The organism is Methylocystis sp. Uni0008 (genome assembly GCF_056838045.1).
Genome location: NZ_CM166370.1, coordinates 2,582,420 through 2,605,944 on the forward strand (window position 1 = coordinate 2,582,420; position 23,525 = coordinate 2,605,944).

Consider the following 23,525-nt stretch of genomic DNA (forward strand, 5'->3'; position numbering starts at 1 on the left):
ATTCTTCAAGCTCATACAGCTGGACGCCTCCAAAAACCTCTGGCCAAATCGGCGTTGAGTTGATTCACTTGGTCATGTCGCAAGGGGATCGCGGCCATGGCGAAGGGAACGCCCGGATTTTTTGATGTCGACGAACGGCTGGCTGAGCTGTCGGCGAAGGGCGACGATCTGGAGCGCGTGAAGGCGCTTGTCGATTTCGAGATGTTCCGGGCGGCGCTGGAGGCGGCAGTCCCGCGGGCCGACCGCTCCAAGGGCGGGCGTCCGCCATTTGATCATGTATTCATGTTCAAGGTGCTGATCCTGCAAGCAATGCATTCTCTGTCGGACGAGCGCTGCGAATATCTGATCAAGGACCGCCTGTCGTTCATGCGCTTTCTCGGATTGGGTTTGGCCGACGCGGTTCCCGACGCCAATACGATCTGGACGTTCCGCGAGGCGCTGAAGAAGGCAAATGCGGCCGACCGCTTGTTCGAGCAGTTCGACGCAGCGCTGCGCGAGGCCGGCTTTCTCGCGATGTCGGGCCAGATCGTCGACGCCACGATTGTCGCCGCGCCCAAGCAGCGCAATACGAACGGCGAGAAGCAGGCGATCAAGGACGGCCGCATTCCAGAGGGCTGGAAGGACAAGCCGGCGAAGCTCGCACAGAAAGATCGCGATGCGCGTTGGACGGTCAAATATACGAAAGCCAAAGTGCGGGAGGAGGACGGCTCTGTTCCGCCGGTCGATCTCGCCATCCCCGCATTCGGATACAAGAACCATGTGTCGATCGACCGGGCGCATGGGCTGATCCGCAAATGGACGGCGACGCACGCTGCCGCGCATGACGGCGCGCGGCTGGAGGATGTGCTCGACAAAACCAACACGGCGAGCGAGGTCTATGCGGACACGGCGTATCGCTCGGCGAAGAATGAAGCGATGCTGTCGCGGCGCGGCTTCGTCTCGCGCATTCATCGCAAGAAGCCCAAGGGCAAGCCGATGCCGGAGCGAACGCGCATCGCCAATGCGCAGAAGTCGAAAGTGCGCAGCGCCGTCGAACATGTGTTCGCGCATCAGAAGGGGCTGATGGGCCTGTTCGTGCGAACAATCGGCCTGGCGCGGGCGCGGCTCAAGATCGGGCTCGCCAATCTCGCCTACAACATGCGCCGCTTCGTCTGGCTGCGCGAGAGAGGGGCGCCTGCGTAGCAAAATTAGCGGCAAAGACGGCGCCGCTCACCGGGCGACGCCGCTTTCGAAGCCCATGAACCGATTCTCCCCGGAAGGATGGCCTCGAGCCGCCTCACGCCCAACACCCAGTCACGAAAAGCCAGGTTATTGGAGGTGCCCAGCTTAGGGTACATTTGATCCACGCATCCTTGGACCTTGCACCATTGTTTGATGGCGAATCCAACGTGGACGCCTACTCGCAAGCAGGAATGCAGTCGCCCCGCTGTGAAGCGCTTTTTTAGGCTCTCTTCATAATCTGCGCGCCATCTTGCAAAGCCCTCCTCATGTTTTAATTCGACTATTGTCATTGTCTCGGCTCCCGCATGAGATTCATCTTGAAAGTGGGGCTATGTCCGGACGGGATCCTGTTTAACGTTAGTTGAGAGATGATAAGAGCGCGAAAAAACCGGTCGACGCCGGCCGGGCAGGATCGGATGCTACGAATAACCGTCTTACGGTTCTCCCTCAGGCGGAGAGCCAAAAGCTAGGGAACCTGGCAGGGCAGGTCAAACTCCAGCCGCCGAACGCGTGTTGGCGCATAGCTCAATGCGCTATGCGCTTCGATTTTAGTTATTTGATTCTTTTGAAGTTGAGTGCTTATGGCGCAGATCTGCGCCGCCTGCTTTTTTTATGGCCTGACAAAATTCTTGGGCTTCTGCGATGCGCGCTATCGGTCTGAAATGCTTCTAAATTTGCTTTTTACCCCGGCCGCACAATCGAAATCTGTTGGCTATTTTTGAATTCTGGATTGCAGGCGAAGAATGTTTCTCACCGCCCTGTCAAAGCGCCTCCGCGTCTGACTGCCGCTTTGACAACGTCGACGATCACCAGTTCCTCTTCATCTGTGATGCGATGCATGAAGCCGCCCCTGGTCCTTACGTCCTCTCGCGTCGCGTGGCGTCCGAGATATTTTCGGTCTACGGCATTGATCGCCTCTGTTTCCTCATCGGTGAACGCGCAGAGCCGGCCAGGGCCGCTCCTGCTTTCGATCCGCGCCAGGCGGCGCTCAAACTGCCCGCGCATTTCCCTCGCCCAACATACGTGCGTCGGTTCCCGCGTCGCTGCGCCAGTCGCTTTCGTTGCACTGCGGTTGTGCGTCCCAATCCGCGAGACGCTCATTAAAAGCCTCAAGTTGACCAATGCTCCAGCCGATGCGCCGGGCAAATTCGGCGGGGTCTGAGACTTCATCGAGGACAGCTAAACCAAACGCCCTCAACTCGCTGTCAGTGAGATCTCGAACAGGGCCGCCTTCCAGCGGGTCGGACTCGCCGCGCGCCTTACGAGCAGTTTCTTCGCGAGTCATTTCAACGTCGTTCCGGATAATGTACGCCCGAGCGTGATTGAGTTCCCATCCCATCGCCTTGGCCATCTGTATGTCCCGATCGTCCGGCCCACACTCATAGCTGAATTCGAACCGCATCATTCGCTTTTGGTCTTGTGGGCTCAGAGAGGAAAACAGGTAGCGCGTGTATTTCCCTTTATCCGGATTCTCGTTGTCCTCCAATCGTGAGAGGCGGGCTTTCATTTTCGCACTCGTCATCGCCGCCCCTCCACGCCGCAATAGACGGCCTCCCATTGCTCCTCGGTCATTGTGCGCGCGCCGGCGGCCTCGTCATCGAGAAGCGTGCCCAGGGCGACGTAAGCGACGCCCTCCTGTTCATCTGCGGCCTCAAGCCGCTCCAGACGCTTCTCTGTCGTGATCCTCATATCCCGGCTCTCCCCTCAAGCCGTTTCAGCCGCTCGTCGATCTCGGTCAATTCGATGGTTCTCACAAAGCTGTCGATCAATTTGGAGACTTCCGCCGCCTCGCCAGGAGTGATCTCACCATTGGCGACCGCGGACAGGATTGCGCTTTGCGCCGCCACCGCATCGGCGGCGCTCTCGATCTTCGGGAGTTCGAACGAAATTGGATTGTCACGTCGAGCGGGCGCGATCCTGTCGAGAATGATTCTCGCCGCCGTCATATCGCCGCCCTTTGCAGAGTCGAGAACTGCTTTCACGATCGCCTCAGCGTCGGCCTGCATGAGCTTTTCGGCGAGCAGCGTCGTCTTGTGACGCGCGCCTTTGGGCTTGCCGGGGTTGCCAGGCTCGAAGCGCCCCGTTTTGGGGCCGTTTTTACGGGAATCGTCGGCAGTCATCGTTCGGCTTCATTAATGCTGCGTCCCGCCGACTGCATGGGATGGGCGCTCGGCGTTTTTGGTGAGCTTGTTCAACGTGTCGCGCAATTCAATCAGGCCTGCGACAGGCAAGGCGAGGCGCGCGACGACGACATATTGCGCGTGGCTCTTGGCGACCTCTTCAAGCCGTCCATCGCCGTAATGAAATAGAGCTTCTGCGGCGATCCTGGCTTGCGTGAATGTCAGCACGGCAAAACCGTCGCCGAGATGCACGTGAAAGGGCCCGGCGCAAAACGTTTCCGGAACGTTGTGGGGGTCTATCGCCGTCGGTCGCGCGTCCGGATCTTGCGTCGCGTCGTTCGGCGGCTGATCGCATCGGGGCGAGCCGCCTTTGGCTTTTTCCATCGGGCGTCTCATCGTTGGAAATAATGGCCGAGTTCGTTTCTGATCGCCTGACCGGCGAAGCTGCTCGCCGGGATGCTCATGCCGCCGCTCATCGGCGCCAGCGCGAGGCCGCCGATCGTCCCCGCGAGATTGAGCCCGCCGGCGATCGCCGAGCCGATCCCGGACGGCTGTTGTTGCTGCGGCTGCGCCAGATCGGCAAGGCGGTTTGCCGTGTTGGTGTAGATCCCCGCCTGATCCTGCCCATATCCGTAATCGAGCGCGGCGAGAGAGCTTTGTCTGCCAGTTTGGCCTTGGGCGGCTCCGAGCCCGAGCTGCGAGAAATCCCCAAGCCGGTTCTGCCAATTTCCAAATTCCTGGCCGGCGAGTCCCTGCGAAAAGCGCAGGATGTCCTGCGTGTTGTTGCCGCTCGCGAGCATCCCACGCGACGCTGCATTGCGATTTAGCGCCTCTAAGCCTTGGTCGAGCGCGAACTGATAGCCGGGCCCGGCCGTGAATGCTTCCTGCGCTCGCCTCGTCCCTTCCGCGCCGCCGAGCCCAAGAGAGTCGCCGAGCATCGAAGGCGCGCCTTGTGCGGCAGTGGAATAAGGATCGAGATAGTTCGTCGCGTAGCGGCCCTGCGCTTTGTCGTATGCGCCGCCGAGCGACGCCAGGGATTGCTGCTGGCCTGCCAATCGCAACAGGGCAGGCATCATATTGTTAGCCAATAGAGCCTCCCGTTTGATTGCCCCTCGCCGCTGATCGTTCAATCGCGCCGGCGACGGCGCGGCGCACGAATTCGCTTGTCGAGAGCTGGTTGGCTTGCGCCGCGCGCTTTACGGCTTCCGAAAAGCCCCTCGGCGCTCGCGCCCGCACGGTTTCGATGAACCGCGCGGCGTTCTTTGGGTGTGAGATCGCTTCCGTCTGCATGGCGCGACGATGCGCCGATCGAGCGATGTGCGCTACAGAGCTACCGCGTTTGTTGCGCGTTCTGTGGCTGCTGCGGAATTTGTTGCGGCTGGCTCAATCCGGCGCGCCGGAAATAGGGCGCAATCAATCCACTCTCGCGGTCGCCAGCAACGCGGCGACCGATGTAGTGCGCCTGGCACCAACTGCGCAGCGTCGACTCCGAGCGGCCGGCAATGAGGGCGGCCTGCCGCAACGTGATCGCTTCCTGCTTGTCATAGGGGATCAGGACTTGCGGATTGTCGGTCATGCCGCGACCTTTCTTTCCCGCAATAGGCCGGCGAGCCCAATCAATGCCGCTTCTGCCCTTCCATCGTCTTTGACGCGCGCGAACAACTCAGCGTGGCCCGGCCATCGTCGAATGGCTTCCGAGCGGGCTGCGTCCTTCGCGCCATCCTTGCCCGGCGGAATGCCTACCGCGCGCTTCCACACGGGCGGCGTCAGGAAGGCCACAGGGAGCCCCGCAGAAGCGCAAACGCCTTCGATGACGCCTTTGGACCGCCCGAAGGCGAAAGCCCCTGTAGGGCCTTCCTTGGGCCGCGCGCCGACGTATTCTACGAATGCCTGCGACGCCCGCCAGCGTCGGACGATGCTCGCCAGCAGCGGCGCGTTCACGTTCGGCCGATTGGCAGGGCCGTCGCGCAGGATCGGCATGTCGACGACATCGAGCAGCTCGCCGGAGGGCGAGAGCAGCGCCAGCGCGCCCCGAGCGCCTATGTCGATTCCGATGATGCTCATCTCGGCCCCTCCTGTTCGAGAATGTCGAGCACGGCGCCGACAATGCCGGACGGCCGGCCATCGCCTTCGCGGGTGACGGCGGCGCGGATGGCCTCCAGCGGCGTCCCATGCTGGGCCGCGATTGAAAGCGCTACGGCGGCGTCGCGCGCATCGTCCGCGGCGTCGGTGGACTGCTTTTCCGCATCGATGAAGATTTCAGCCACCGAGCCGTCCGGAAATCGGCCGACGCCGGCCGTGTAGGCTCGGTCCCGGAAGGTGAAGCGGATAGCCTCATGTGCACGGCGGTTGGGGAGGCGACGACGGGTCATGCTCGGCCTCGCGTCGGCAGACACTCGGCGCATACCCACACGCCGCTGCTGTCATCGCCCCGCCAGGCGAACGTGGCGAGATGGCCGCAGCGGCAGAAGCGGTCGGTTATCCCCTCCCGAGCGGCTTCGACATTGCGCCGATGGGCTTCGCGCTGGAGGCGCTCAGGATCGTATGCCGCCGTGACTTCGGAGCGCAGTTCCGCAATCAGCTCGTCGCGGCGCTCGACAAGAGCCGGCTTGAGCCGCTCCACCGTTTCCGCCGGACCGCGACAGGAGAGCTTGCCGGCAGGGGAGACAGAAATGGACAGGCCGGCGGCTCGCGCCTCCTTTAGAAGCCTGACAGCGCTCATAGCTCCACCTCGATTTCATGAGGCGTGTCTTCTCCAGAGCCGGGGGTCGGAACTGGAACATTGGAACAATCCAGGCTTTCCGGCTTTTTCGCCGTTCCGTTCGCGTTCCGGTTCCACTTTGATTTTTGAACAGGCGACGAATTGACGGCGGAGTCGGGATGTTCCGACTTTCGAACTGGAAGCGGAACACCTTCCGAACGGCCAGACGCCTCGGTTTCCGGTGATGTTCCAATGTTCCAACTCTGTGGGGTGCTCCCAGGGGAAGCATGGTCCTCTCCATCAAGGTAACGACTCCAAGCGTCCTCGAATTGCCGGCGCTCGAATCCCTGCGCCGTCGTGTAGGTGTCGAGACGGACCTTCTTTGTCTTGATCGCAAAGGCGGCAAGACGCTTCCGAAGCTGCGCCGCCGACATTGGCTTGCCCTTGTTCCAGGTCGCCCATGGCCCTTCGTCGTCGGCGACGAGACGGCGCAGAAGTTCTTCGCGCGACAGCTTGTCTGCTCCGTCCTGGTCAAAGGCGTCGCGTATCGAGAGAAGCAGTTGCTCGCCGAGCGACAGGTCTTCGCGATCATTGGCGTCGCACATCGCCAGCGCGGCGCGCCTCGCTTCCTGGGGCCATGAGCCGCCGGCCAGGTCGGCGATGGCCAGTAGATGTTCCCAATTGTCCTGTTCGCGGTCGCCCAACGCTTCCGGCAGTTGCGGCCTCGCGCGAGCGATAGCGGCTCCGTATTCCTGTCCGAAGCGCGCCAGACGCCTGGCGAGCGCATCGAACAAGCCATGCTCGGCGTGACGCAGGCGCTCGACCCTCTCGGTCTTGAGCTTGCGCCGTAGGCTTAGGACAATGCCGCGGGACATGACGGTCTCGGGCAGTTTTCCAATGCCGGCGATCGCTTTCGCACCCCATGTGGAAAACTGTTTGACTTCGAAGTCGTCGCCGACGGTACGGATGACATAAGCTGACGTTCGAGTGTGACCGCTGTTGATAATGCCGCGCAGTTCTTCGTTCTCTCTGAAAAATGCGTCCGCCTCGTCGATGAGCAGCGTCGGCGTCTTTGCTTCGATGATTCGGAATGTCGCGGCCGGCGAGATGTTCGAGGCGAATAGTGGACGCTTGGACAGCCGGCCGACTATGGCCAAGAGCTGAGACTTTCCGCAGCCCTTCTCAGGGGCCGAGATAATCAAGAGTGGCGCTACCTGGGCGTGTTCGATGATCCAGGTGAACACGATCCACAATGCCGCTGCCGTCGCCGTCGCCTGATCACATATGACGAAGCGCCGGATCGTCGCCAGAACGTCGTCGAGAAGCTCGCCTATGTCGATAGGATCGGCACAGGGCTCAATTTCAGCACAGAGCTCGACCTGCTTCTGCTCATCGGCTTCAGCACGCACTTTGGCGACCAGGCTATCGAGCGTCGAGACGCGACAGCCTAGCTCCTCGGCCGCGGCGAGGCGCTCGCGGTCATAGGCGATTGGATTAAGCGCCGCGAGACGGGCGATTTCAGGATTGACGCAATCTCGGCTTTCCAGCTCCTGGCGTTGTTGCTCCTGGCGCTCGCGATACTCTTGCGCTTGTTCGGCGCAATATGCGTCGCGCTCGGGCGGCGTCATTTCGGAAAATTCAGCCATTGCCGCCGCCTTTCATTTGATTGAACAGGCGCGCCGCTTCCTTGACGCGGGAAACAACGTCGGCGAGACGGTCGCGGGCTTCTATGTCGTCGCCCAAATCGAGCGCGACGAAGGCTGCTAGGGACTGCGCCGGAACGTCGCCGAGCGCTTCAAGGCACGCCGACCGCAGGACATCGCCGGCCGAGAAATCAGCGACAGGTCGTCCGTGATAGTCGGCAAGGGCTTCGGCGAATGCGCGCGGGCACGGGATCTTCATCATCGGCTGCTCTCCGAGAGGAAGGCGAGCAGCGATAAAAGATCTTCGCCCCTCGCGCCGGTCGCGTCGTCGACCCAGCGTCCGGTCAATCTATTGACCTTCAGCCCCGGCCAGCGACGGGCGAGCGTCGCTCGACTCGGCAATCCTTGCGGCAGAGAGACTCTGGGTTTATTGTCGGAATTGCCTTCAGCGAGCCTGCATGAAAGCGCATTCGGAGCCCCGCCGGTCGACGCCGGCGGGCTCTTTGCTGTGTGGGCCATGCGTCACGCGGCCCTCGCGTCGGAGGTCGATTTCTGCGGCGCGCTCAGACCCTCCGAAGCAATCCGCAGCGCCTCAGCGTGCGGGACGAGCACGCGTCCGCCAATGCGGATAGTTTTGATTTTTCCGAGCCGTTCGTATTTCCAGAACGTCGAAGCCGAAATACCGATGCGTTCGCAAAACGGCTTTACGCGATGCGCTCGGATAGCGTCGGCGGGTTGCGTTTCGGTTTTTTCTGACATGCGCCAAACCTCTGAGTTGCGAGATATGGCGAGAATGATCGCGGCGACCCAACCGAAATAGAGTGCAATAGTTTTGGTAGCCGAAAAAGTGCTACCAAAAAAGGAGTGTCAATTTTGGTAGCGCGTGATGTCGATTTCGCCCCGCCGAATTTGCTCAACCAACTCAGCCATTATCCGCCCCTTATCTTCGTAGTATCTTGTTTCTAGCGTGCTCGCGGACCACGCTTTCCCATTTGCGTCGACCCATGGAGTGTTGGCGCGCTTTGCCAATTGCACACAGGCGTCTCGTATTCCGCGGCCGCGATCGTCAGCGATTTTATCGACCATCATGCAGAGTGTTCCAGCTTTAAAAGTAGCACGGCTTTTCCTTCGGCCAGGACGCCTAGGAAAAACGTTGAAATTCGGAATGAAATCGTTCGCGAGACACAGTGTGAGAAGCAAATAAGCGTCGGGGCCGCGCTCTATGAAATAGTGATCCAAGAGAGCGTCTAAACGCCCGTCAATCTCAGCATGAATTTTGACGAGTAAATCCTCCCACTCCTTTCGGTCGGGGTGATCTTCCGGCGGCGGCGGCGGCAAGCCCAAATGCGCTAAGCTCATCTGCCGCCGACCCGATGCTATACATTCCGTGTGCGCATCAACTTCACTTTGGTACTTTCTCTTTTGAGCGGCTTTATAGCCCGTGGATACCGGCTTGAATTTCGGCAGCGGTCGCAGCTTAGGTTTTTTCATCACGAGCCCTCGCGAAGCCCTGTGAGCGCGGGGAAACCGATGGGCTAATCGGCTTGTCGGATGCCTCCTATCCCCACGCGTTCCGTAAGTTCAACGAGAGTCCTTATTCACTGCCACCACGTCTTATACTGACGTCCGATATCGTGTTCCGGCGACGGTAAATTATGGAGCCGGTTCCATTCGCGCTCGCCATGCTTGAAAAGCTCCATGCCGAGGACGCCGAGCAGGAATGCGAAAGCTAGCGCAACAGCGGGTATAACGCCGAGCGCCACCGCGATAAGCATCATCGCCTTTCCGGTCGTGCACCAGAATTCGGCACCACGACGGGTCATGCGTTCTCGCCGGACGTTCGCCGAAACGGCACGACCTTGTCGCTTTGCTTCGGTTCGCAATGCGCCGCCCACTGCTCCATCAAATGCCGGCGTTGCTCGAGAACGTCGGTCCGACGATAGGCGCGCTCGACGCTTGTGCCGACGACATGGCCCATCGCCTCCTCGACGACGGCATGAGGGAAGCGCGCAACCTCCTCGCACCACGTCCGAAAGGTCGCCCGGAAGCCGTGCGGCACGATCGGCTTGCCGTCGCTCGCCGGATCAGTCCATTTGGTCTCGCCGCCGTTCATGCGCTTCAGCAAGACCAGCATGGCCATATTGCTCAAAGGCTTGCCGCTCGCGCTGGGGAAGACGAAGCGCGACACTCGCACCGCCTCCAGCTCCTTCAATATCTCGACTGCGCGCGGCGCGAGCGGAATGCGGAACGACTCCCTGCGGTGTTTCTTGTCCTTCAGTTTCGAGGGCGGGACCGTCCAGACGCGCGCGTCCAAGTCGAACTCGCGCCACTCGGCATTGAGCGCGGTCCCTGTCCGCACGTTCGTCAGGATCAGGAATTCGAGCAGCCGCGACGCGATGGCGTCGCGCTGGCGAAGCGCCGCTGTGAAGGCCGCCATTTGCTCGTAAGGCAAGGACGGATGACGGCCCCGCGACAATTGCGCCGGAGCGCTGAAGCCGAGCGCCTTCAGATCGTCCCACCGCGCCGGGTTGTCTATCGAAAGGCCATGCTGGTCGCGGAGCACGATCCGGGCGCTTTCGAAGACACGCCGGATGGCGGGATAGAGCTTGCGTGCGACTTCAGGCTTGCTGCGCCAGACGGGCTTGAGGACCGCCGCCACGTCGCTCGTCGTAATCTCATTGACGGACATTGCCAGAAGCGGCCCGCAGTAGGCCGGACCAAGGTGGCGCTCCCACTGGTAGGCGACCTTGGCGTTGCTGGTCCTCGCCTGCGCCTCTGCGATCACGTCCTTGGCGATGTCGGCAAAGGTCGGGACCGGCCGCGATGCCTTCCGCGCTTCTTCCCGCGCGGCCAGCGGGTCGATGCCGCGCGCGATATTGGTTCGGGCGGCGAGCGCCGCCATCCGCGCCGCGGACAAGGAGGTCTCGGGATAGGGACCCAAACCCATGTCCCGACGCCTCCCGTCCATTTGATAGCGCAAAACCCATTTCCGGCCGCCGGCAGGCGAGACGACCAGATAGAGGCCGTCGCCGTCGGCATACTTGCCCGGCCCTACGCTCTTCGCCGTCCTGTCCGTCAGCTTGCCCACCCGTCGGTCCCACGTCTGGTCCCACAAATCGACATGGATTGTGACATACAGCAGCGGACAAGGAAAGACGTTGTGCGCTCGTATGCCCTATATTTGTTGAGACTGTGCGGACAGGCTAAAACAGCCTCAGACACTAGTTAGGTGCTTCTCATGGGCACCAGCAGCCGACTGAAACGCATCTGACGCCGCTAGATCCGCCGTTCGGCGTTTCGGCCTGCCATTTGGATCTCGCGGCCCTTTACCGAATCGCCGGCGATGACCCGAAGCGGCTCGGGCTGCCTAAGGACAAAATCAGTGTCCAGCGTGCCGGGCTTGCGGCGGCGCAATTGATCTCGCTCTCACATACGGATCGGCTTTTTCCCTCTGCGCGGCTTCGGCATAACGAAGCGATGCGCGGCGTGGCGGACCTCCCAATTCACGACAGTCGGATATTGCGCGCCGCTCATCTCGTGCTGCGTACGAAGGGACAAGTCGCGATCGGCTGTCGCTGACGGCGGCAGAATGCGCGTTTTTTGATCGTGCGCTGCCGGGGCCCAGGCAGGGCGGAGGCGCGAGCAGTTTCGCGTGAATGACTTGCATCGGGGCGCGCGCAAGGGCGAACGCGCGCAAAACTCTATCATCGCGCGTCCTGCAACTTCCAGACAAACGGCTTCGCTGTAGGTGGCGCCGTGATTGCATCCGTTGGCGCGAGGGCGTCGCTTGCGACGTCTCCCGGTCCAGCGAAGGGCCCCCAGCATTGCCGCTGTCCTGAACGTCTGCTGCGCAGGCGTTCAGGCAGCGGCTTTTTTCGTTTCTGGGTCGCGCACAGACGCGACGGAAGAGGATCGCGATGAAGCACGCACAGTCCCAGCGGTTGACGCGCCTGCGGCCGCGTTGGCGCGGCGCAGAAGTCATGGCCGTCACGGCCGCGTTGCTTGCGACGCATGCGACGGCCGCGCCGCGCAAGAGGCCGCCGTCCGAGTCTGCTTCCGTGCAGCATCCAGCTCCGCCGCCGCCTGTTCCGGCGCAGCCCGCGCCCCCGCCGCCGCCGCCGGCGCCCATGGGAGTTTTCGGCGTCGACATGCCCGCTCCCGGCAAGCTTGTCTTCTCGATTACGCCGGTCTTCGCCAACCTCTCTGGCATCAAGATGGGCACGCGCACGGTCTCCAACGAATATATCGTCACGACGGTGCCGTTCTTTCTCAATCCACGACAAACGGTGCGCATCATTCCGCAGAACATCGCGGTCGCCACGCAAGTGATCGGGTTGAACTATGGCGTCACCAAAGATTTCTCGATGATACTGACCGCCGGCATGATCGAGAAGAACCTCAACGCGCTGACCTTCAAGGGGGCATCCGGGATCTTGCCGCTCGGCAGGAGCCTGCCGGGAACGACCAGCCTGATCGACTTCACGCTGTCAGGCGTCTACCGCCTCTATCAGGACGACGTTCACCGCATCCAGGTTGCATTCGGCTTTTCCTTCCCGACCGCAAACAGCAGGGCCACCTTCTCCAACTTTCTCCTGCCGGACGGCACGCGGCGCAACATCCGCGCCTTCTATGGAATGCAGCCGGGCACGGGCACATTCGATCTCCTCCCCGGCGTCGCCTACGCGGGATATCTCGGGCCATGGTCATGGGGCCTCGTCTATCGCGCGCGCTTCCCGCTCGGACCCAATCCGCAACGCTATCTTTGGGGCGATCTGCATGAACTCACCGCATGGGCCGGCTACACCTGGACGCCCGGCCTCACGACGACGTTTCGCGTGAACGGCTCCGCGCAAGGCCCCATCCGCGGATTCGATCCCGAGATTCGCGGCGCCGCCGTTCCCGCCAATCCGGTTTTCTATGGCGGTCAGCGGGTCGAACTCTTCGGCGGCGCGACGGTCAGCGGCAAGTTCATCGGCTATGAGAACGTGACGATCGCGGTCGAGGCGGGTCTGCCGGTCTACCAGAACCTCAACGGTCCGCAGATCATGAAGAACTGGCAGGCGGGCATGTCGCTGCGGTTCAAGATATAAGAGCGCGGACCGCGAACCGGAGACGCATCGCTGAGAACGCAACTCGCGATGCGTCGCCACAGGCGCGGCCTCGCCTGCGCACACTGGACGCCATCAAATTGAAGATCGTCATCGTCGACGAAAGCCCCATTCGCTCGCTGATCCTCGAGGAAGGACTGCGTGAAGCAGGCTTCACGGAGGTCGAACGCATCGGCGAAATGAACAATCTGCTGAAGCAGATTTACGCGATGGACCCCGACGTCATTCTGATCGATCTCGAAAATCCTTCGCGCGATACGCTTGAGCAGATGTTTCAGGTCAGCCGCGCGGTGCGCCGCCCGATCGCTATGTTCGTCGACCAGAGCGACACGGCGTCCATTCAGGCCTCGGTGGACGCGGGGGTCTCGGCCTATATCGTGGACGGCTTGAAAAAGGAGCGCATCAAATCGATTCTCGATCTGTGCGTGTCGCGGTTCAAGGCCTTCTCCAAGCTTCAGGATGATCTCGAGCAAGCGAAATCCGATCTCGAGGAACGCAAAACGATCGAACGCGCCAAAGGCATATTGATGAAGGCGAAGAAGCTCTCCGAAGAAGACGCGTACAAGATGATGCGGGGCGCGGCGATGCGCGAGAACAAGAAAATCATCGAAATCGCCCGCTCGGTCATCGTTGCGGCGGAGATGTTCAAATGACTGGCGATGCGCATGTGAAAATCGGCTTCATTCCGCTTGTCGACGCCGCGGCGCTGTTGATCGCGACAGAGAAGCGTTTCGCCAGGGAGGAGGGGCTCGACGTCGAACTGATCCGCGAAGCGTCCTGGGCGAATGTGAGAGACAAGCTCGCCATTGGCCGTTTCGATGCGGCGCATCTTCTGGCGCCGATGGCGGTCGCCTGCACGCTCGGCCTGGGACACGTGCGCGTCCCGCTCGTCGCGCCGATCAATCTCGCGATGAACGGCAACGCCATCACCGTGTCGACGGCGCTTTACGCGGAACTCGCCGCGGAAGACGAGGTCGCGCATCCGGCGCAGACCGCACGCGCGCTGGCGAAACTCGTCGCGCGCCGCCGCGCCGAAGGGCAAGAGCCCTTGACCTTCGGCATGACCTTCCCTTTTTCCACGCATAATTATCAGCTGCGCTATTGGATGGCGGAAGGCGGAATCGATCCTGACGAAGACCTGCGGCTGATCGTCTTGCCGCCGCCCTACATGGTCGAAAATCTTGCGCGCGGCCAGCTCGACGGATTTTGCGTCGGCGCGCCCTGGAGCTCTGTCGCGGTCGACGCCGGCATCGGCGTCATTCTTCATTTCGGCTGCGAGATCTTCGCGCGCGCGCCCGAAAAGGTCCTCGCCCTGCGCGAAAACGTCGTCGCCGATAATCCCGAGCTCGTTGCGGCGCTGATCCGCGCCCTCGACAGGGGCGCCGCCTTCGTCGACGATGCGTGCAACCTAGACGAGGTTTCGCAGATTCTCTCGCGGCCGGAATATGTCGGCGTCGACGCCGAGATCATCCGCCGCGTGCTAGGAGGCCGTTTGCGGATCAATGCGCGAGACGAGCGGCAGAACCTCGACTATCTCTTCATCGGAAGAGATGGCGCGATGCGGCCGGATCCTCGCCAGGCCGAATGGATCTATGCGCAAATGCTCCGCTGGGGCCAAACGCGCTATGCGCCCGCCATGGCCGATCGGGCGAAGCGCGTCTTGCGCGCCGATCTTTTCGACGCCGTGATCGGCGGCGCGCATGTTCAGCGCGAGATTGACGCCTTTGCGGGACCGTCCTTCGAGGGCCAGAGCTATGAGGCTTATCTCGCCGGCTTCGCCATCGGGCAACGCGCGTGAGCGCTGAACCGCTGCTCGAAACCGCCAGAAGTTAGGCGCCTACCGCCTAAGCATTTGGCGCCCCCGCTCGCCGGCCAATGCCGCTGACAAGCGCCAAACGCCTGCATTCGGCGGGAAAGCGCAAGATGGCCGCGTCTGGCCCGGAACCTGCATTTCCCTATCCGGTCAACGACGACCGCCGGTCCGCCGGAACGAGCCCAAGGCTGGGCTCTGTCACAGAAGCGGCTTCGCAATTGCGTCGCGCTTCGGTCGTCTTGCCCATTCGCACCAGACTTAGGCGAAGCGACCTGTGACCGGACCGTTCGGCCGTTCAGCAGAGTCGACACATGACTGGATTGAAGGATTGTAAGAGCCGCGAAAAGCTTGTCGTCATCGGCGCAGGCATGGCGGCGACGCGTTTCGTCGAAGAGCTGACGAACCGTGCGCCAGGCCAATACGATATTCTCGTGATCGGCGAAGAGCCGCGCCTTGCCTATAATCGCGTGCTGCTGTCTTCCGTGCTGGCCGGAGACTTGTCGGTCGACGACATCGAACTCAGATCCTCGCAATGGTGGCGCGCGGCCGGCGTCGAGACGCTGAGCGGCCGCAGGGTAGTAGCGATCGACGCCGCCGCAAGACGCCTCATGCTCGATAACGGCGATAGCGTCGCCTATTCCAAGGCCATGCTCGCCACCGGGTCGCGCGCGGCGAGGCTGCCGATCGAGGGCGCGGAGCTTCCCGGAGTCCACACGTTTCGCGACGTGCAGGACGTCGAGGCGCTTTCCCGCATAAGCAAGGGCAAGCGCGCACTCGTCATCGGCGGCGGCCTTCTTGGACTCGAAGCCGCCTATGGTCTTGCCCGGCGCGGCGTCGAGGCGACTCTCGTCCATGTCATGGATCGGCTGATGGAGCGTCAACTCGATGCGGGCGGCGCCGAGATCCTGGCCCGTCTTGTCGAAGAACGAGGCGTGCGTGTTCTTCTCAACGCTCACACAGCGCGCATCACCGGCGCGGGCCGAGTGGAAAGCGTCGAGTTCGCTGACGGTCGAATTGTGCCAGCGGACGCCGTTATATTCGCGGTCGGCATTCAGCCGAACGCCGAGCTTGCGCGACATGCGGGTCTCGACGTCGGGCGCGGCGTGATCGTCGACGACGGTCTTGAGACGCGCGCGTCCGGCGTCTTCGCCATCGGCGAATGCGCCGAACATCGCGGCGTCTGCTACGGTCTCGTCGAGCCGGCCTATGAGCAGGGTCGCGTTCTCGCCATGCGCCTCGCAGGGCAAGACGCGTCCTACCCCGGCAGCGTCGTTTCCACCAATCTCAAAGTTTCCGGCGTGCGCGTTTTCTCGGCGGGCGACTATCTCGGCGACGGCGATGCGCGCCGGATCGTCTGCAAAGACCCGCGCATGGGAATTTATCGCAAGTTCGTCATGCGCGACGATCGACTGGTTGGCGCGATCCTGATCGGAGATACGAGCGGCGCCGCCGATATCCTCGATCTCATCCGCTCCGGCGCGGACATGTCTTCCATGTGCGACGAACTGATGTTCGGTCCGACGATCCAGAAGGCCGCCTAAAGATGTCCGTCGATTTCACGCTCGATCAGAAGCGCTATCTCGAAGGCTTTGCCGCCGGCTTCTCCGCACGCAGCGGACAGAAGACGGCACCTGCGCAGGCTCAGCCGATGGGCCCTGACGCCGCGCATATCGCCGCGCAGGATCGCGTCGCCGCCGCGGGCGGCAAGGTGACCGATCAGGAGAAGTGGAAACGCGAGGAACATCCGTTCGACGCTTGGCCGCGTCTCGTCGCGCAAGCAAAGGAGAATGCGCCGCCAAAGCCGGCCGACAATTTCCGCTGGCGCTACTACGGGCTCTTCTATGTCGCGCCGACGCAGGATTCCTATATGTGCCGGCTGCGCATCCCCAACGGCGCGCTCACCCATTGGCAGTTCGCCGGCTTCGCGGATCTCGCGGAGAACTATGGCGGCGGCTATCTGCATGTGACGACGCGCGCCAACATTCAGATTCGCGAGATTGCGCCGAAGAACGCCGCGAAGATTGTCGAGGCGGTTCAGGATCTCGGGCTCTGGAGCAAAGGCTCCGGCGCCGACAATGTCCGCAATATCACCGGCACGCCGACCGCCGGCGTCGATCCGCAGGAGCTTATCGACACGCGTCCCTATGCGCGCGCCATGCATCATCACATCCTGAATGATCGTTCGCTGTATGGCCTTCCGCGCAAGTTCAACATCGCCTTCGACGGCGCGGGATTGATTGGCGCGCTCGAAGACACGAATGACATCGGCTTTCAGGCCGTCGTTGTGAAAGACGGGCATGGCGTCGCGCCGGGCGTCTATTTCCGTCTCGCGCTCGGCGGCATTACCGGCCACAAGGATTTTGCGCGCGACACCGGCGTCATCGTGCCGCCGGACGAAGCAGTCGACGTCGCCGACAAGGTCCTGCGAGTGTTCATCGAGCATGGCGACCGCACGAACCGCGCCAAGGCTCGGCTGAAATATGTGCTCGACGCGTGGGGCTTCGACAGATTCCTCGCCGCCGTCGAAGAAAAGCTCAAACGCAAACTGCTTCGCGTCGGGGCCGACGCCATCGCCGCGCGCCCGCGCCAGGATCGCGCCGCGCATGTCGGCGTGCATCGGCAAAAACAGCTAGGCTTGAATTGGATCGGCGTGACGCTGCCGGTCGGTCGTTTTACCCCCGAGCAGGCGCGCGGTCTTTCCGAGATCGCGCGCCAATTCGGCGACGGCGGGCTGCGTCTCACCGTCTGGCAGAATGTGCTGATCACCGGCGTCGCCGACGATCGCGTCGCGGATGCCGCCGCCATGGTTGAGCGGCTTGGCCTTTCGACAGAGGCCTCGCCAATCCGCGCCGGACTCGTCGCCTGCACGGGTAATTCCGGCTGCCGTTTCGCTGCGGCCGACACCAAGCGGCACGCGGAAGAAATCGCGGCCCATTGCGAAAAATCTGCGCCGATCGATGCGCCGATCAACATACATCTCACGGGCTGCCATCACTCATGCGCGCAGCATTACATCGGCGACATCGGGCTGATCGGAGCGCGCGTGCCGGTGAATGACGACGGCGATACGGTCGAGGGCTATCACATTCTCGTCGGCGGCGGCTTTGCGCAGGATGCCGGCGTCGCGTCCGAGTTCTATCAGAATGTCAAAGCGGAAGACGCGCCTAAGACGGTGGCGAAAATTCTTCGCGCCTATCGCGACAACCGCGCGAACGCGGACGAAACCTTCGTCGCTTTCGTGCGCCGTCATGACATCGGGACGCTGCGCCGTCTCGTCAATGAGGAGAGCATGGCGTGACTCATCAGTCCTCCCCGCCTTTCCTCATTCCGCCGAACGCGCCTTTCACGCCCGAACAGCGCGCCTGGCTTAGCGGCTTCTTCGCCGGCTTCGCCGCGCCGGATGACGGCGCGATCACGCCGCTTTCGCCGGAAGCCAACGCCGCCGTGCTGGGCGGTCCGCCGAGCGAGGGCGATGATGGCGAAGCGCCCTGGCATGATCAGACATTGGCGCTCGATGCGCGCATGCAGCTTGCGCAAGGCCGTCCGCTACGCCGGCGCATGATGGCGGCCATGGCGCAACAGGACTGCGGCCAGTGCGGCTACAATTGCGAAGCCTATGCGGATGCGCTCGCCGCCCGAAAGGAAGAGCGTCTCAATCTGTGCGCGCCTGGCGGCAAGGATACGGCTCGGATGCTGAAGTCGCTGGCGGCGGAGCTGGACCAGGCGCCGCCAGCGCCGGCCAATATTGCGCGGGTGGAACCGCCCATCGCTTCGGCGCCGGGCCGCTCTCGCGACAATCCCGCCAGCGCGACTTTCCTTTCGCGACGTCGGTTGAACAGGGATGGCTCGGAGAAGGAGACCTGGCATGTCGAGTTCGACCTCGCCGGAAGCGATCTGAGCTACAGGGCTGGCGATAGCTTCGGCGTGTTTCCCAAGAATAATCTTGGCCTCGTCGACCAGATCATCGCCATGCTCGGCGCCTCGCATGTGACGCCGGTGCGCGACAAGACGCTGCGCGATGTTCTGCTGAGCGACGTTTCGCTCTCCTTGGCGCCGGATGCGCTTTTCGAACTGATCTCCTTCATCACCGGCGGCGCTCAGCGCGAGAAGGCGCGCTTGCTCGCCCAGGGCGAGGACCCCGACGGCGACGCCACGATGCTCGACGTGCTCGCCGTGCTGCAGAAGTTTTCGAACGCGCGCCCCCACCCGGAGGCCTTCGTCGAAGCGCTTGAGCCGCTGCAGCCGCGACTTTACTCCATTTCGTCATCGCCCAAGGCGAAGCCGGGACGCCTGTCGCTGACAGTCGACGCGGTTCGCTACGTCATCGGCAAACGCAAGCGTCTCGGAGTCGCCTCGACCTTTCTCGCGGAGCGCGTCGCGCCGGGTGAGGAAATCTCCGTTTATGTGCAAGCGGCGCATGGCTTCGCGCTGCCGGACGATCCTGCGACGCCGATCATCATGGTTGGGCCGGGCACCGGCGTCGCGCCGTTTCGCGCCTTTCTGCAGGAGCGCGCGGCGACCCGTGCGGCCGGCAAGAACTGGCTTTTCTTTGGACATCAGCGCTCCGCCTGCGATTTCTTCTACGCCGACGAATTCGAAACGATGAAGGCGACGGGTCTGCTGACCCGCCTGTCCCTCGCCTGGTCGCGCGACGGGGCGGAGAAATTCTATGTGCAGGACCGCATGCGCCAGTCAGGCCGCGAACTATGGGCATGGCTCGCGGAAGGCGCGCATTTCTATGTCTGCGGCGATGCCCAGCGCATGGCCAAGGATGTCGAGCGCGCGCTTGTCGACGTCGTCGCCGAATTTGGCGCGCGCAGCGTCGATGAGGCGGTCGCCTTCGTCGCTCAGCTCAAGAAGAGTGGCCGCTACCAGCAGGACGTCTATTGAGGCCGCTGATGCTCGACGGAGTACTGGCGGCGACGCCGCACGAGAATCTGGAAGCGCCCGCCGGGTCTCGTCAAACGACCGCGACGCGCTCCACCTGCCCCTATTGCGGCGTCGGTTGCGGCGTGCTCGCGCCCGAGGGCGGCGTCGTCGTTGGCGATCCGGCGCACCCGGCCAATTTTGGCCGGCTCTGCTCCAAGGGCTCGGCGCTCGGCGAAACGCTGGGGCTCGAAGGACGTCTGCTCCATCCAATGCGCCGTGAGGCCGACGGGCGCCTCGCGCGCATAGGCTGGGATGCGGCGCTTGATGAAGTGGCAAGGGGCCTTCGCCGAATCGTCGATCAGTACGGGCCCGACGCGGTCGCGGTCTATCTCTCGGGCCAGCTGCTGACCGAAGACTATTACGTCGCCAATAAGCTGATGAAGGGCTTCATCGGTTCGGCGAACGTCGACACCAATTCGCGCCTGTGCATGGCCTCCACCGTCGCCGGCCACAAGCGGGCCTTCGGCGCCGACGTGGTGCCGGGCTGTTACGAGGATCTGGACGAAGCCGATCTGATTGTGCTCGTCGGCTCGAACGCCGCCTGGTGTCACCCGATTCTGTTTCAGCGCATCATGCGCAACAAGGAGACGCGCGGCGCCAAGCTCGTCGTCATCGACACGCGGCGCACGCCGACGGCGGAATCCGCCGATCTGTTCCTGCAGATAGCGCCGGGCGCGGATCAGGCGCTGTTTTGCGGTCTGCTCGTCTATCTCACGAAGGTCGCCGCCTTCGACGATGAATACGTCCGTCGTCACACGGCAGGTTTGCAGCAAGCGCTCGAAGGCGCGCAGAATATTTCGGCCTCGATCGAAGCGACCGCTCTCGCCACCGGACTGCGCGAGGTCGACATTGCGTCCTTTTTCGAATTGTTCGCGCAGACGCCGCGCACCGTCACAGCCTTCTCGCAAGGCGTCAACCAGTCGGCGCAGGGGACCGACAAGGTCAACGCCATCATCAATTGCCATCTCGCGACGGGACGCGTCGGCAAGCCTGGCGCGTCGCCCTTCTCCCTGACCGGCCAGCCGAACGCCATGGGCGGACGCGAGGTCGGCGGGCTCGCCAACAGCCTCGCCGCGCATATGGGCTTCGACGCCGAGAGCATCGATCGCGTTCGCCGCTTCTGGAATGCGCCGCGCATCGCGACGCGCGAAGGGCTGAAGGCGGTGCAGATGTTCGACGCCATCGCGCGCGGCGACATCAAGGCGCTGTGGGTCGTGGGAACCAATCCCGCGGCGTCTCTCCCAAACGCTGATGCGGCGCGCGAAGCGCTCGGCAGGCTCGAACTCTTCATCGTCTCCGACAATGTGGCGTCGAATGACACGATTAACGGCGGCGCGCATCTGCTTTTGCCGGCGCAGGCGTGGGGCGAAAAGAGCGGCACGGTGACGAATTCCGAGCGCCGCATCTCCCGCCAACGCGCGTTCTTGCCTTCGCCGGGAGAAACGCGCGCCGACTGGGCCATTTTCGCTGAAGTCGCCCGGCGACTGGGTTTTGCAGGCTTCAACTACCGCTCGGCCGGGGACGTCTTTCGCGAGCACGCCGCGCTATCGGCATTCGAGAATGATGGAACGCGCGCTTTCGACATTGGCGGACTCGCGCGGCTGAGCGACCGCGAATATGACGCGCTCGAACCAGCGCAATGGCCGATCCGCGACGGAGAACCCAAAGAGCGCGCGCGCCTCTTCGCCGATGGCGGCTTCTTCTCAAAGGATGGACGGGCGACATTCATCGCGCCGGCGAAGCCGAGGTTGGCCACCCGGCAGACGGCTGAGTTTCCGCTTCGGCTCAACACCGGCCGCATTCGCGATCAATGGCACACGATGACGCGCACCGGCGTGAGCCCACGCCTCGCGCGGCATCTCTCCGAGCCCTTCGTCGAGATAAATCCGTCGGACGCCACGCGTCTTTCCGTGGAAGACGGCGGATTCGCCCGCGTCGCCACGCCTTACGGGAGCTGCGCGCTGCGCGTCATAACGACCGATCGTCAGCCCGCGGGGCATATTTTTGCGCCGATCCACTGGACGGACGAAACCGCCGCTGATGCGCGCATCGGCGCGCTTGTGGCGCCTTTCGTCGATCCCTTCTCGGGTCAGCCGGAATCGAAGGCGACGCCCGCCTCCGTCACGCCGCTGCGTTTTGCGCGCCAGGGCTTCCTGCTCTCCCGCAAGCCGCTGGCGCTGCCTTGCAACGTCTGGTGGACGCGAGTGGCGATTGCGAAAGGCTACGGCTATCGCGTCGCCGCCGATCTCTCGGATAACGATTGGACCGCCGTCATTCGCGCCGCCGCGAGCGAAGACGTCATCCAGCTGATCGATGAAACAAAGGCGCTCTATTCGGGCGCCGCCTTCGCCGAGGACCACGCAGCGCTCGTCTGGTCTCTGGCTCCCGTTCCGCCCTCCTGGGACCTGGCGCTCGAACTCTTTGCCCGAGACCGCGTCGACGCTTCGCAGCGGCTGTCGCTGCTGTCAGGACGCTCGGCCAGGGGACCGGCCAATGACGGTCCCCTCGTCTGTTCGTGCTTCAGCGTCGGCCAGAAACAGATCGAAGCCGCAATCGAAGAAGGTTGCCGCTCCGCGTTAGACGTCGGCAAGGCCACGCGCGCGGGGTCCAATTGCGGCTCATGCCGTCCGGAAATCGAACGTCTCGTCAAGATCTCTCTTGCGGCCGCGTCTGCGGCGGATTCGCCGCGAGAGGACCTAACCAACATGATAGAAGGAGCATCTGATGAAACTCTCGGATTTTAAGAAGGCCGGTCATTGGCCGACGCTGCTTGCGGCCTTCCTCTACTTTGACGTCAGCTTCATGGCTTGGGTCTCCCTTGGCCCGCTGATGATCTACATCACCAAGGGCATGCCGATCTCCGTTGAGGACAAACTCTCGCTGGTCGCGATTCCCGTTCTCGGCGGGGCGTTCTTTCGCGTTCCGCTCGGCCTTCTCGCCGACGCGATCGGCCCGAAGATGACGGGCGTCGTCGCTCAGGCGATCGTGATGTTCGCCGTCTCTCTCGTGTGCGTCTTCGGACTGAGCAGTTCGATGGCGATCGCGCTTTTCGGCCTCTCGCTGGGAATTGCCGGCGCGTCCTTCGCCGTCGCCCTGCCGCAGGCCGGCCGCTGGTATCCGCCGCAGTATCAGGGGCTGGTGATGGGCATCGCCGGCGCCGGCAATATGGGCGTCGTGCTCGACACGCTTTTTGCGCCATCGATCGCGGAGGCTTACGGTTGGCAAACCGTCTATGGCGTTCTTCTGGCGCTGATGGTCGTGGTGCTGCTCGTCTACGCATTGGCCGCCAAGGACGCGCCAGGCGCCAGAACGACGATTGATCTCGCCGACTACGGCAAAATGCTCGCGGACTCCGACAGCCGCTGGTTCATGTTCTTCTACTTCATCACCTTCGGCGGCTTCGTCGGTCTCGCCTCCGCGCTGCCGCTCTACTTCACGACGCAATACCACGCGACGGGCGTCGCCGCGGGACTGATGGTCGCGCTGATCGTCGCTTTCGGCTCGGGGTTCAGGCCGGTCGGCGGCTATATCGCGGACCGCATCGGCGGCGTGAAGACGCTGTCGTTTCTCTTCCTCATCGTCTCCGCCTGTTATTTCGCCGTCGCCTTTCTTCCGGCCGGGGCCGCGCCGGCCAAGGGCGTCGCGGGTTGGAGCCTGATGCAGCTGCCGCCGGTCGCTTTTGCGGCGGTGGCGCTGTTCTCCATCGGCGTGTTGTCTCTCGGCATGGGCAATGGCGCGGTGTTCCAGCTGCTGCCGCAACGTTTCCGTCGTGAGATCGGCGCGATGACAGGGCTTGTCGGCGCGGCTGGCGGCCTCGGCGGGTTTTTCCTCGCCAAGGCGCTGGCCTTCTCAAAAGGCGCGACGGGAGGCTTCACCGCCGGTTTCGTCTTCTTCGGTTTCCTTGCGCTCCTCGGCCTCGTAGGCTTGGTGTTCGTCAGGACGCGCTGGCGCACCACCTGGGGCGCGGTTTCCGGCGCGCGAATCTGAAGA

General features: G+C 62.9%; 26 protein-coding genes. 9 read left to right on the forward strand and 17 right to left on the reverse strand.

Features of this window, described 5'->3' with window-relative positions; genetic code table 11:
* The first annotated feature begins 96 nt into the window (after window positions 1-96).
* On the forward strand, window positions 97-1,182 hold the full coding sequence (locus tag AC0X69_RS12895; protein WP_482608161.1) for a transposase: 1,086 nt from the start codon (window positions 97-99) through the stop codon (window positions 1,180-1,182).
* Between the two features lie 1,027 nt (window positions 1,183-2,209).
* Here AC0X69_RS12895 and AC0X69_RS12900 read toward each other — a convergent pair.
* From AC0X69_RS12900 to AC0X69_RS12980, 17 genes are all read right to left on the reverse strand, one after another.
* Window positions 2,210-2,728, reverse strand: a complete 519-nt coding sequence (locus AC0X69_RS12900) for a hypothetical protein (protein ID WP_482608163.1) — start codon at window positions 2,726-2,728, stop codon at window positions 2,210-2,212.
* 11 nt (window positions 2,729-2,739) lie between these two features.
* On the reverse strand, window positions 2,740-2,910 hold the full coding sequence (locus AC0X69_RS12905; RefSeq protein WP_482608165.1) for a hypothetical protein: 171 nt from the start codon (window positions 2,908-2,910) through the stop codon (window positions 2,740-2,742).
* The gene (locus tag AC0X69_RS12910) at window positions 2,907-3,341 is read right to left on the reverse strand and encodes a DUF5681 domain-containing protein (protein ID WP_482608166.1); all 435 of its coding nucleotides are present in this window, start codon (window positions 3,339-3,341) and stop codon (window positions 2,907-2,909) included. The genes AC0X69_RS12905 and AC0X69_RS12910 overlap by 4 nt, the downstream gene beginning before the upstream one ends.
* A gap of 12 nt (window positions 3,342-3,353) precedes the next feature.
* Window positions 3,354-3,725, reverse strand: a complete 372-nt coding sequence (locus AC0X69_RS12915; protein ID WP_482608168.1) for a hypothetical protein — start codon at window positions 3,723-3,725, stop codon at window positions 3,354-3,356.
* Between the two features lie 8 nt (window positions 3,726-3,733).
* The gene (locus AC0X69_RS12920; RefSeq protein WP_482608170.1) at window positions 3,734-4,429 is read right to left on the reverse strand and encodes a hypothetical protein; all 696 of its coding nucleotides are present in this window, start codon (window positions 4,427-4,429) and stop codon (window positions 3,734-3,736) included.
* Window positions 4,422-4,631, reverse strand: coding sequence for a hypothetical protein (locus tag AC0X69_RS12925; RefSeq protein WP_482608172.1), 210 nt, complete (start codon window positions 4,629-4,631; stop codon window positions 4,422-4,424). Before AC0X69_RS12925 ends, AC0X69_RS12920 begins: the two co-directional genes overlap by 8 nt.
* 40 nt (window positions 4,632-4,671) lie before the next feature.
* On the reverse strand, window positions 4,672-4,917 hold the full coding sequence (locus AC0X69_RS12930; RefSeq protein WP_482608173.1) for a hypothetical protein: 246 nt from the start codon (window positions 4,915-4,917) through the stop codon (window positions 4,672-4,674).
* Window positions 4,914-5,405, reverse strand: coding sequence for a RuvC family protein (locus tag AC0X69_RS12935; RefSeq protein WP_482608175.1), 492 nt, complete (start codon window positions 5,403-5,405; stop codon window positions 4,914-4,916). The genes AC0X69_RS12930 and AC0X69_RS12935 overlap by 4 nt, the downstream gene beginning before the upstream one ends.
* Complete coding sequence (locus tag AC0X69_RS12940; protein WP_482608177.1) at window positions 5,402-5,713, reverse strand: hypothetical protein; 312 nt, start codon at window positions 5,711-5,713, stop codon at window positions 5,402-5,404. The genes AC0X69_RS12935 and AC0X69_RS12940 overlap by 4 nt, the downstream gene beginning before the upstream one ends.
* The gene (locus AC0X69_RS12945) at window positions 5,710-6,063 is read right to left on the reverse strand and encodes a hypothetical protein (RefSeq protein WP_482608179.1); all 354 of its coding nucleotides are present in this window, start codon (window positions 6,061-6,063) and stop codon (window positions 5,710-5,712) included. Before AC0X69_RS12945 ends, AC0X69_RS12940 begins: the two co-directional genes overlap by 4 nt.
* Window positions 6,060-7,688 carry a DUF3631 domain-containing protein gene (locus tag AC0X69_RS12950; protein WP_482608181.1) on the reverse strand — a complete coding sequence of 543 codons (1,629 nt, stop codon included), beginning with the start codon at window positions 7,686-7,688 and terminating at the stop codon, window positions 6,060-6,062. Before AC0X69_RS12950 ends, AC0X69_RS12945 begins: the two co-directional genes overlap by 4 nt.
* A complete protein-coding gene (locus AC0X69_RS12955; RefSeq protein ID WP_482608183.1) occupies window positions 7,681-7,947 on the reverse strand; it encodes a hypothetical protein in 267 nt (88 codons plus the stop codon). Before AC0X69_RS12955 ends, AC0X69_RS12950 begins: the two co-directional genes overlap by 8 nt.
* Window positions 7,944-8,204, reverse strand: coding sequence for a hypothetical protein (locus tag AC0X69_RS12960; RefSeq protein WP_482608185.1), 261 nt, complete (start codon window positions 8,202-8,204; stop codon window positions 7,944-7,946). The genes AC0X69_RS12955 and AC0X69_RS12960 overlap by 4 nt, the downstream gene beginning before the upstream one ends.
* Window positions 8,205-8,207: 3 nt before the next feature.
* Window positions 8,208-8,444, reverse strand: a complete 237-nt coding sequence (locus tag AC0X69_RS12965; protein WP_482608186.1) for a hypothetical protein — start codon at window positions 8,442-8,444, stop codon at window positions 8,208-8,210.
* 108 nt (window positions 8,445-8,552) lie between these two features.
* On the reverse strand, window positions 8,553-9,176 hold the full coding sequence (locus AC0X69_RS12970; RefSeq protein WP_482608188.1) for a hypothetical protein: 624 nt from the start codon (window positions 9,174-9,176) through the stop codon (window positions 8,553-8,555).
* Window positions 9,177-9,283: 107 nt separating this feature from the next.
* Window positions 9,284-9,508: a hypothetical protein gene (locus AC0X69_RS12975; protein ID WP_482608189.1), complete on the reverse strand. Its 225-nt coding sequence runs from the start codon at window positions 9,506-9,508 to the stop codon at window positions 9,284-9,286.
* A complete protein-coding gene (locus AC0X69_RS12980; protein WP_482608191.1) occupies window positions 9,505-10,773 on the reverse strand; it encodes a tyrosine-type recombinase/integrase in 1,269 nt (422 codons plus the stop codon). Before AC0X69_RS12980 ends, AC0X69_RS12975 begins: the two co-directional genes overlap by 4 nt.
* Window positions 10,774-11,602: 829 nt before the next feature.
* Between AC0X69_RS12980 and AC0X69_RS12985 the strand changes: the two genes are divergently transcribed.
* From AC0X69_RS12985 to AC0X69_RS13020, 8 genes are all read left to right on the forward strand, one after another.
* The gene (locus AC0X69_RS12985) at window positions 11,603-12,775 is read left to right on the forward strand and encodes an alpha-amylase (RefSeq protein WP_482608193.1); all 1,173 of its coding nucleotides are present in this window, start codon (window positions 11,603-11,605) and stop codon (window positions 12,773-12,775) included.
* Window positions 12,776-12,873: 98 nt separating this feature from the next.
* Window positions 12,874-13,446: an ANTAR domain-containing response regulator gene (locus tag AC0X69_RS12990; RefSeq protein WP_482608195.1), complete on the forward strand. Its 573-nt coding sequence runs from the start codon at window positions 12,874-12,876 to the stop codon at window positions 13,444-13,446.
* Entirely contained in the window at window positions 13,443-14,591 is a 1,149-nt protein-coding gene (locus AC0X69_RS12995) for a CmpA/NrtA family ABC transporter substrate-binding protein (protein WP_482608197.1), read from the forward strand. Before AC0X69_RS12990 ends, AC0X69_RS12995 begins: the two co-directional genes overlap by 4 nt.
* 326 nt (window positions 14,592-14,917) lie before the next feature.
* Window positions 14,918-16,147: an NAD(P)/FAD-dependent oxidoreductase gene (locus AC0X69_RS13000; RefSeq protein ID WP_482608199.1), complete on the forward strand. Its 1,230-nt coding sequence runs from the start codon at window positions 14,918-14,920 to the stop codon at window positions 16,145-16,147.
* 2 nt (window positions 16,148-16,149) lie between these two features.
* Window positions 16,150-17,904: a NirA family protein gene (locus tag AC0X69_RS13005; RefSeq protein ID WP_482608201.1), complete on the forward strand. Its 1,755-nt coding sequence runs from the start codon at window positions 16,150-16,152 to the stop codon at window positions 17,902-17,904.
* The gene (locus AC0X69_RS13010) at window positions 17,901-19,496 is read left to right on the forward strand and encodes a sulfite reductase subunit alpha (protein WP_482608203.1); all 1,596 of its coding nucleotides are present in this window, start codon (window positions 17,901-17,903) and stop codon (window positions 19,494-19,496) included. Before AC0X69_RS13005 ends, AC0X69_RS13010 begins: the two co-directional genes overlap by 4 nt.
* Before the next feature lie 8 nt (window positions 19,497-19,504).
* Window positions 19,505-22,279: a nitrate reductase gene (locus tag AC0X69_RS13015; RefSeq protein ID WP_482608205.1), complete on the forward strand. Its 2,775-nt coding sequence runs from the start codon at window positions 19,505-19,507 to the stop codon at window positions 22,277-22,279.
* Window positions 22,260-23,522 (forward strand): MFS transporter, encoded by a 1,263-nt coding sequence (locus tag AC0X69_RS13020; protein ID WP_482608207.1) that lies wholly within the window; start codon window positions 22,260-22,262, stop codon window positions 23,520-23,522. The genes AC0X69_RS13015 and AC0X69_RS13020 overlap by 20 nt, the downstream gene beginning before the upstream one ends.
* Window positions 23,523-23,525 lie beyond the last annotated feature (3 nt).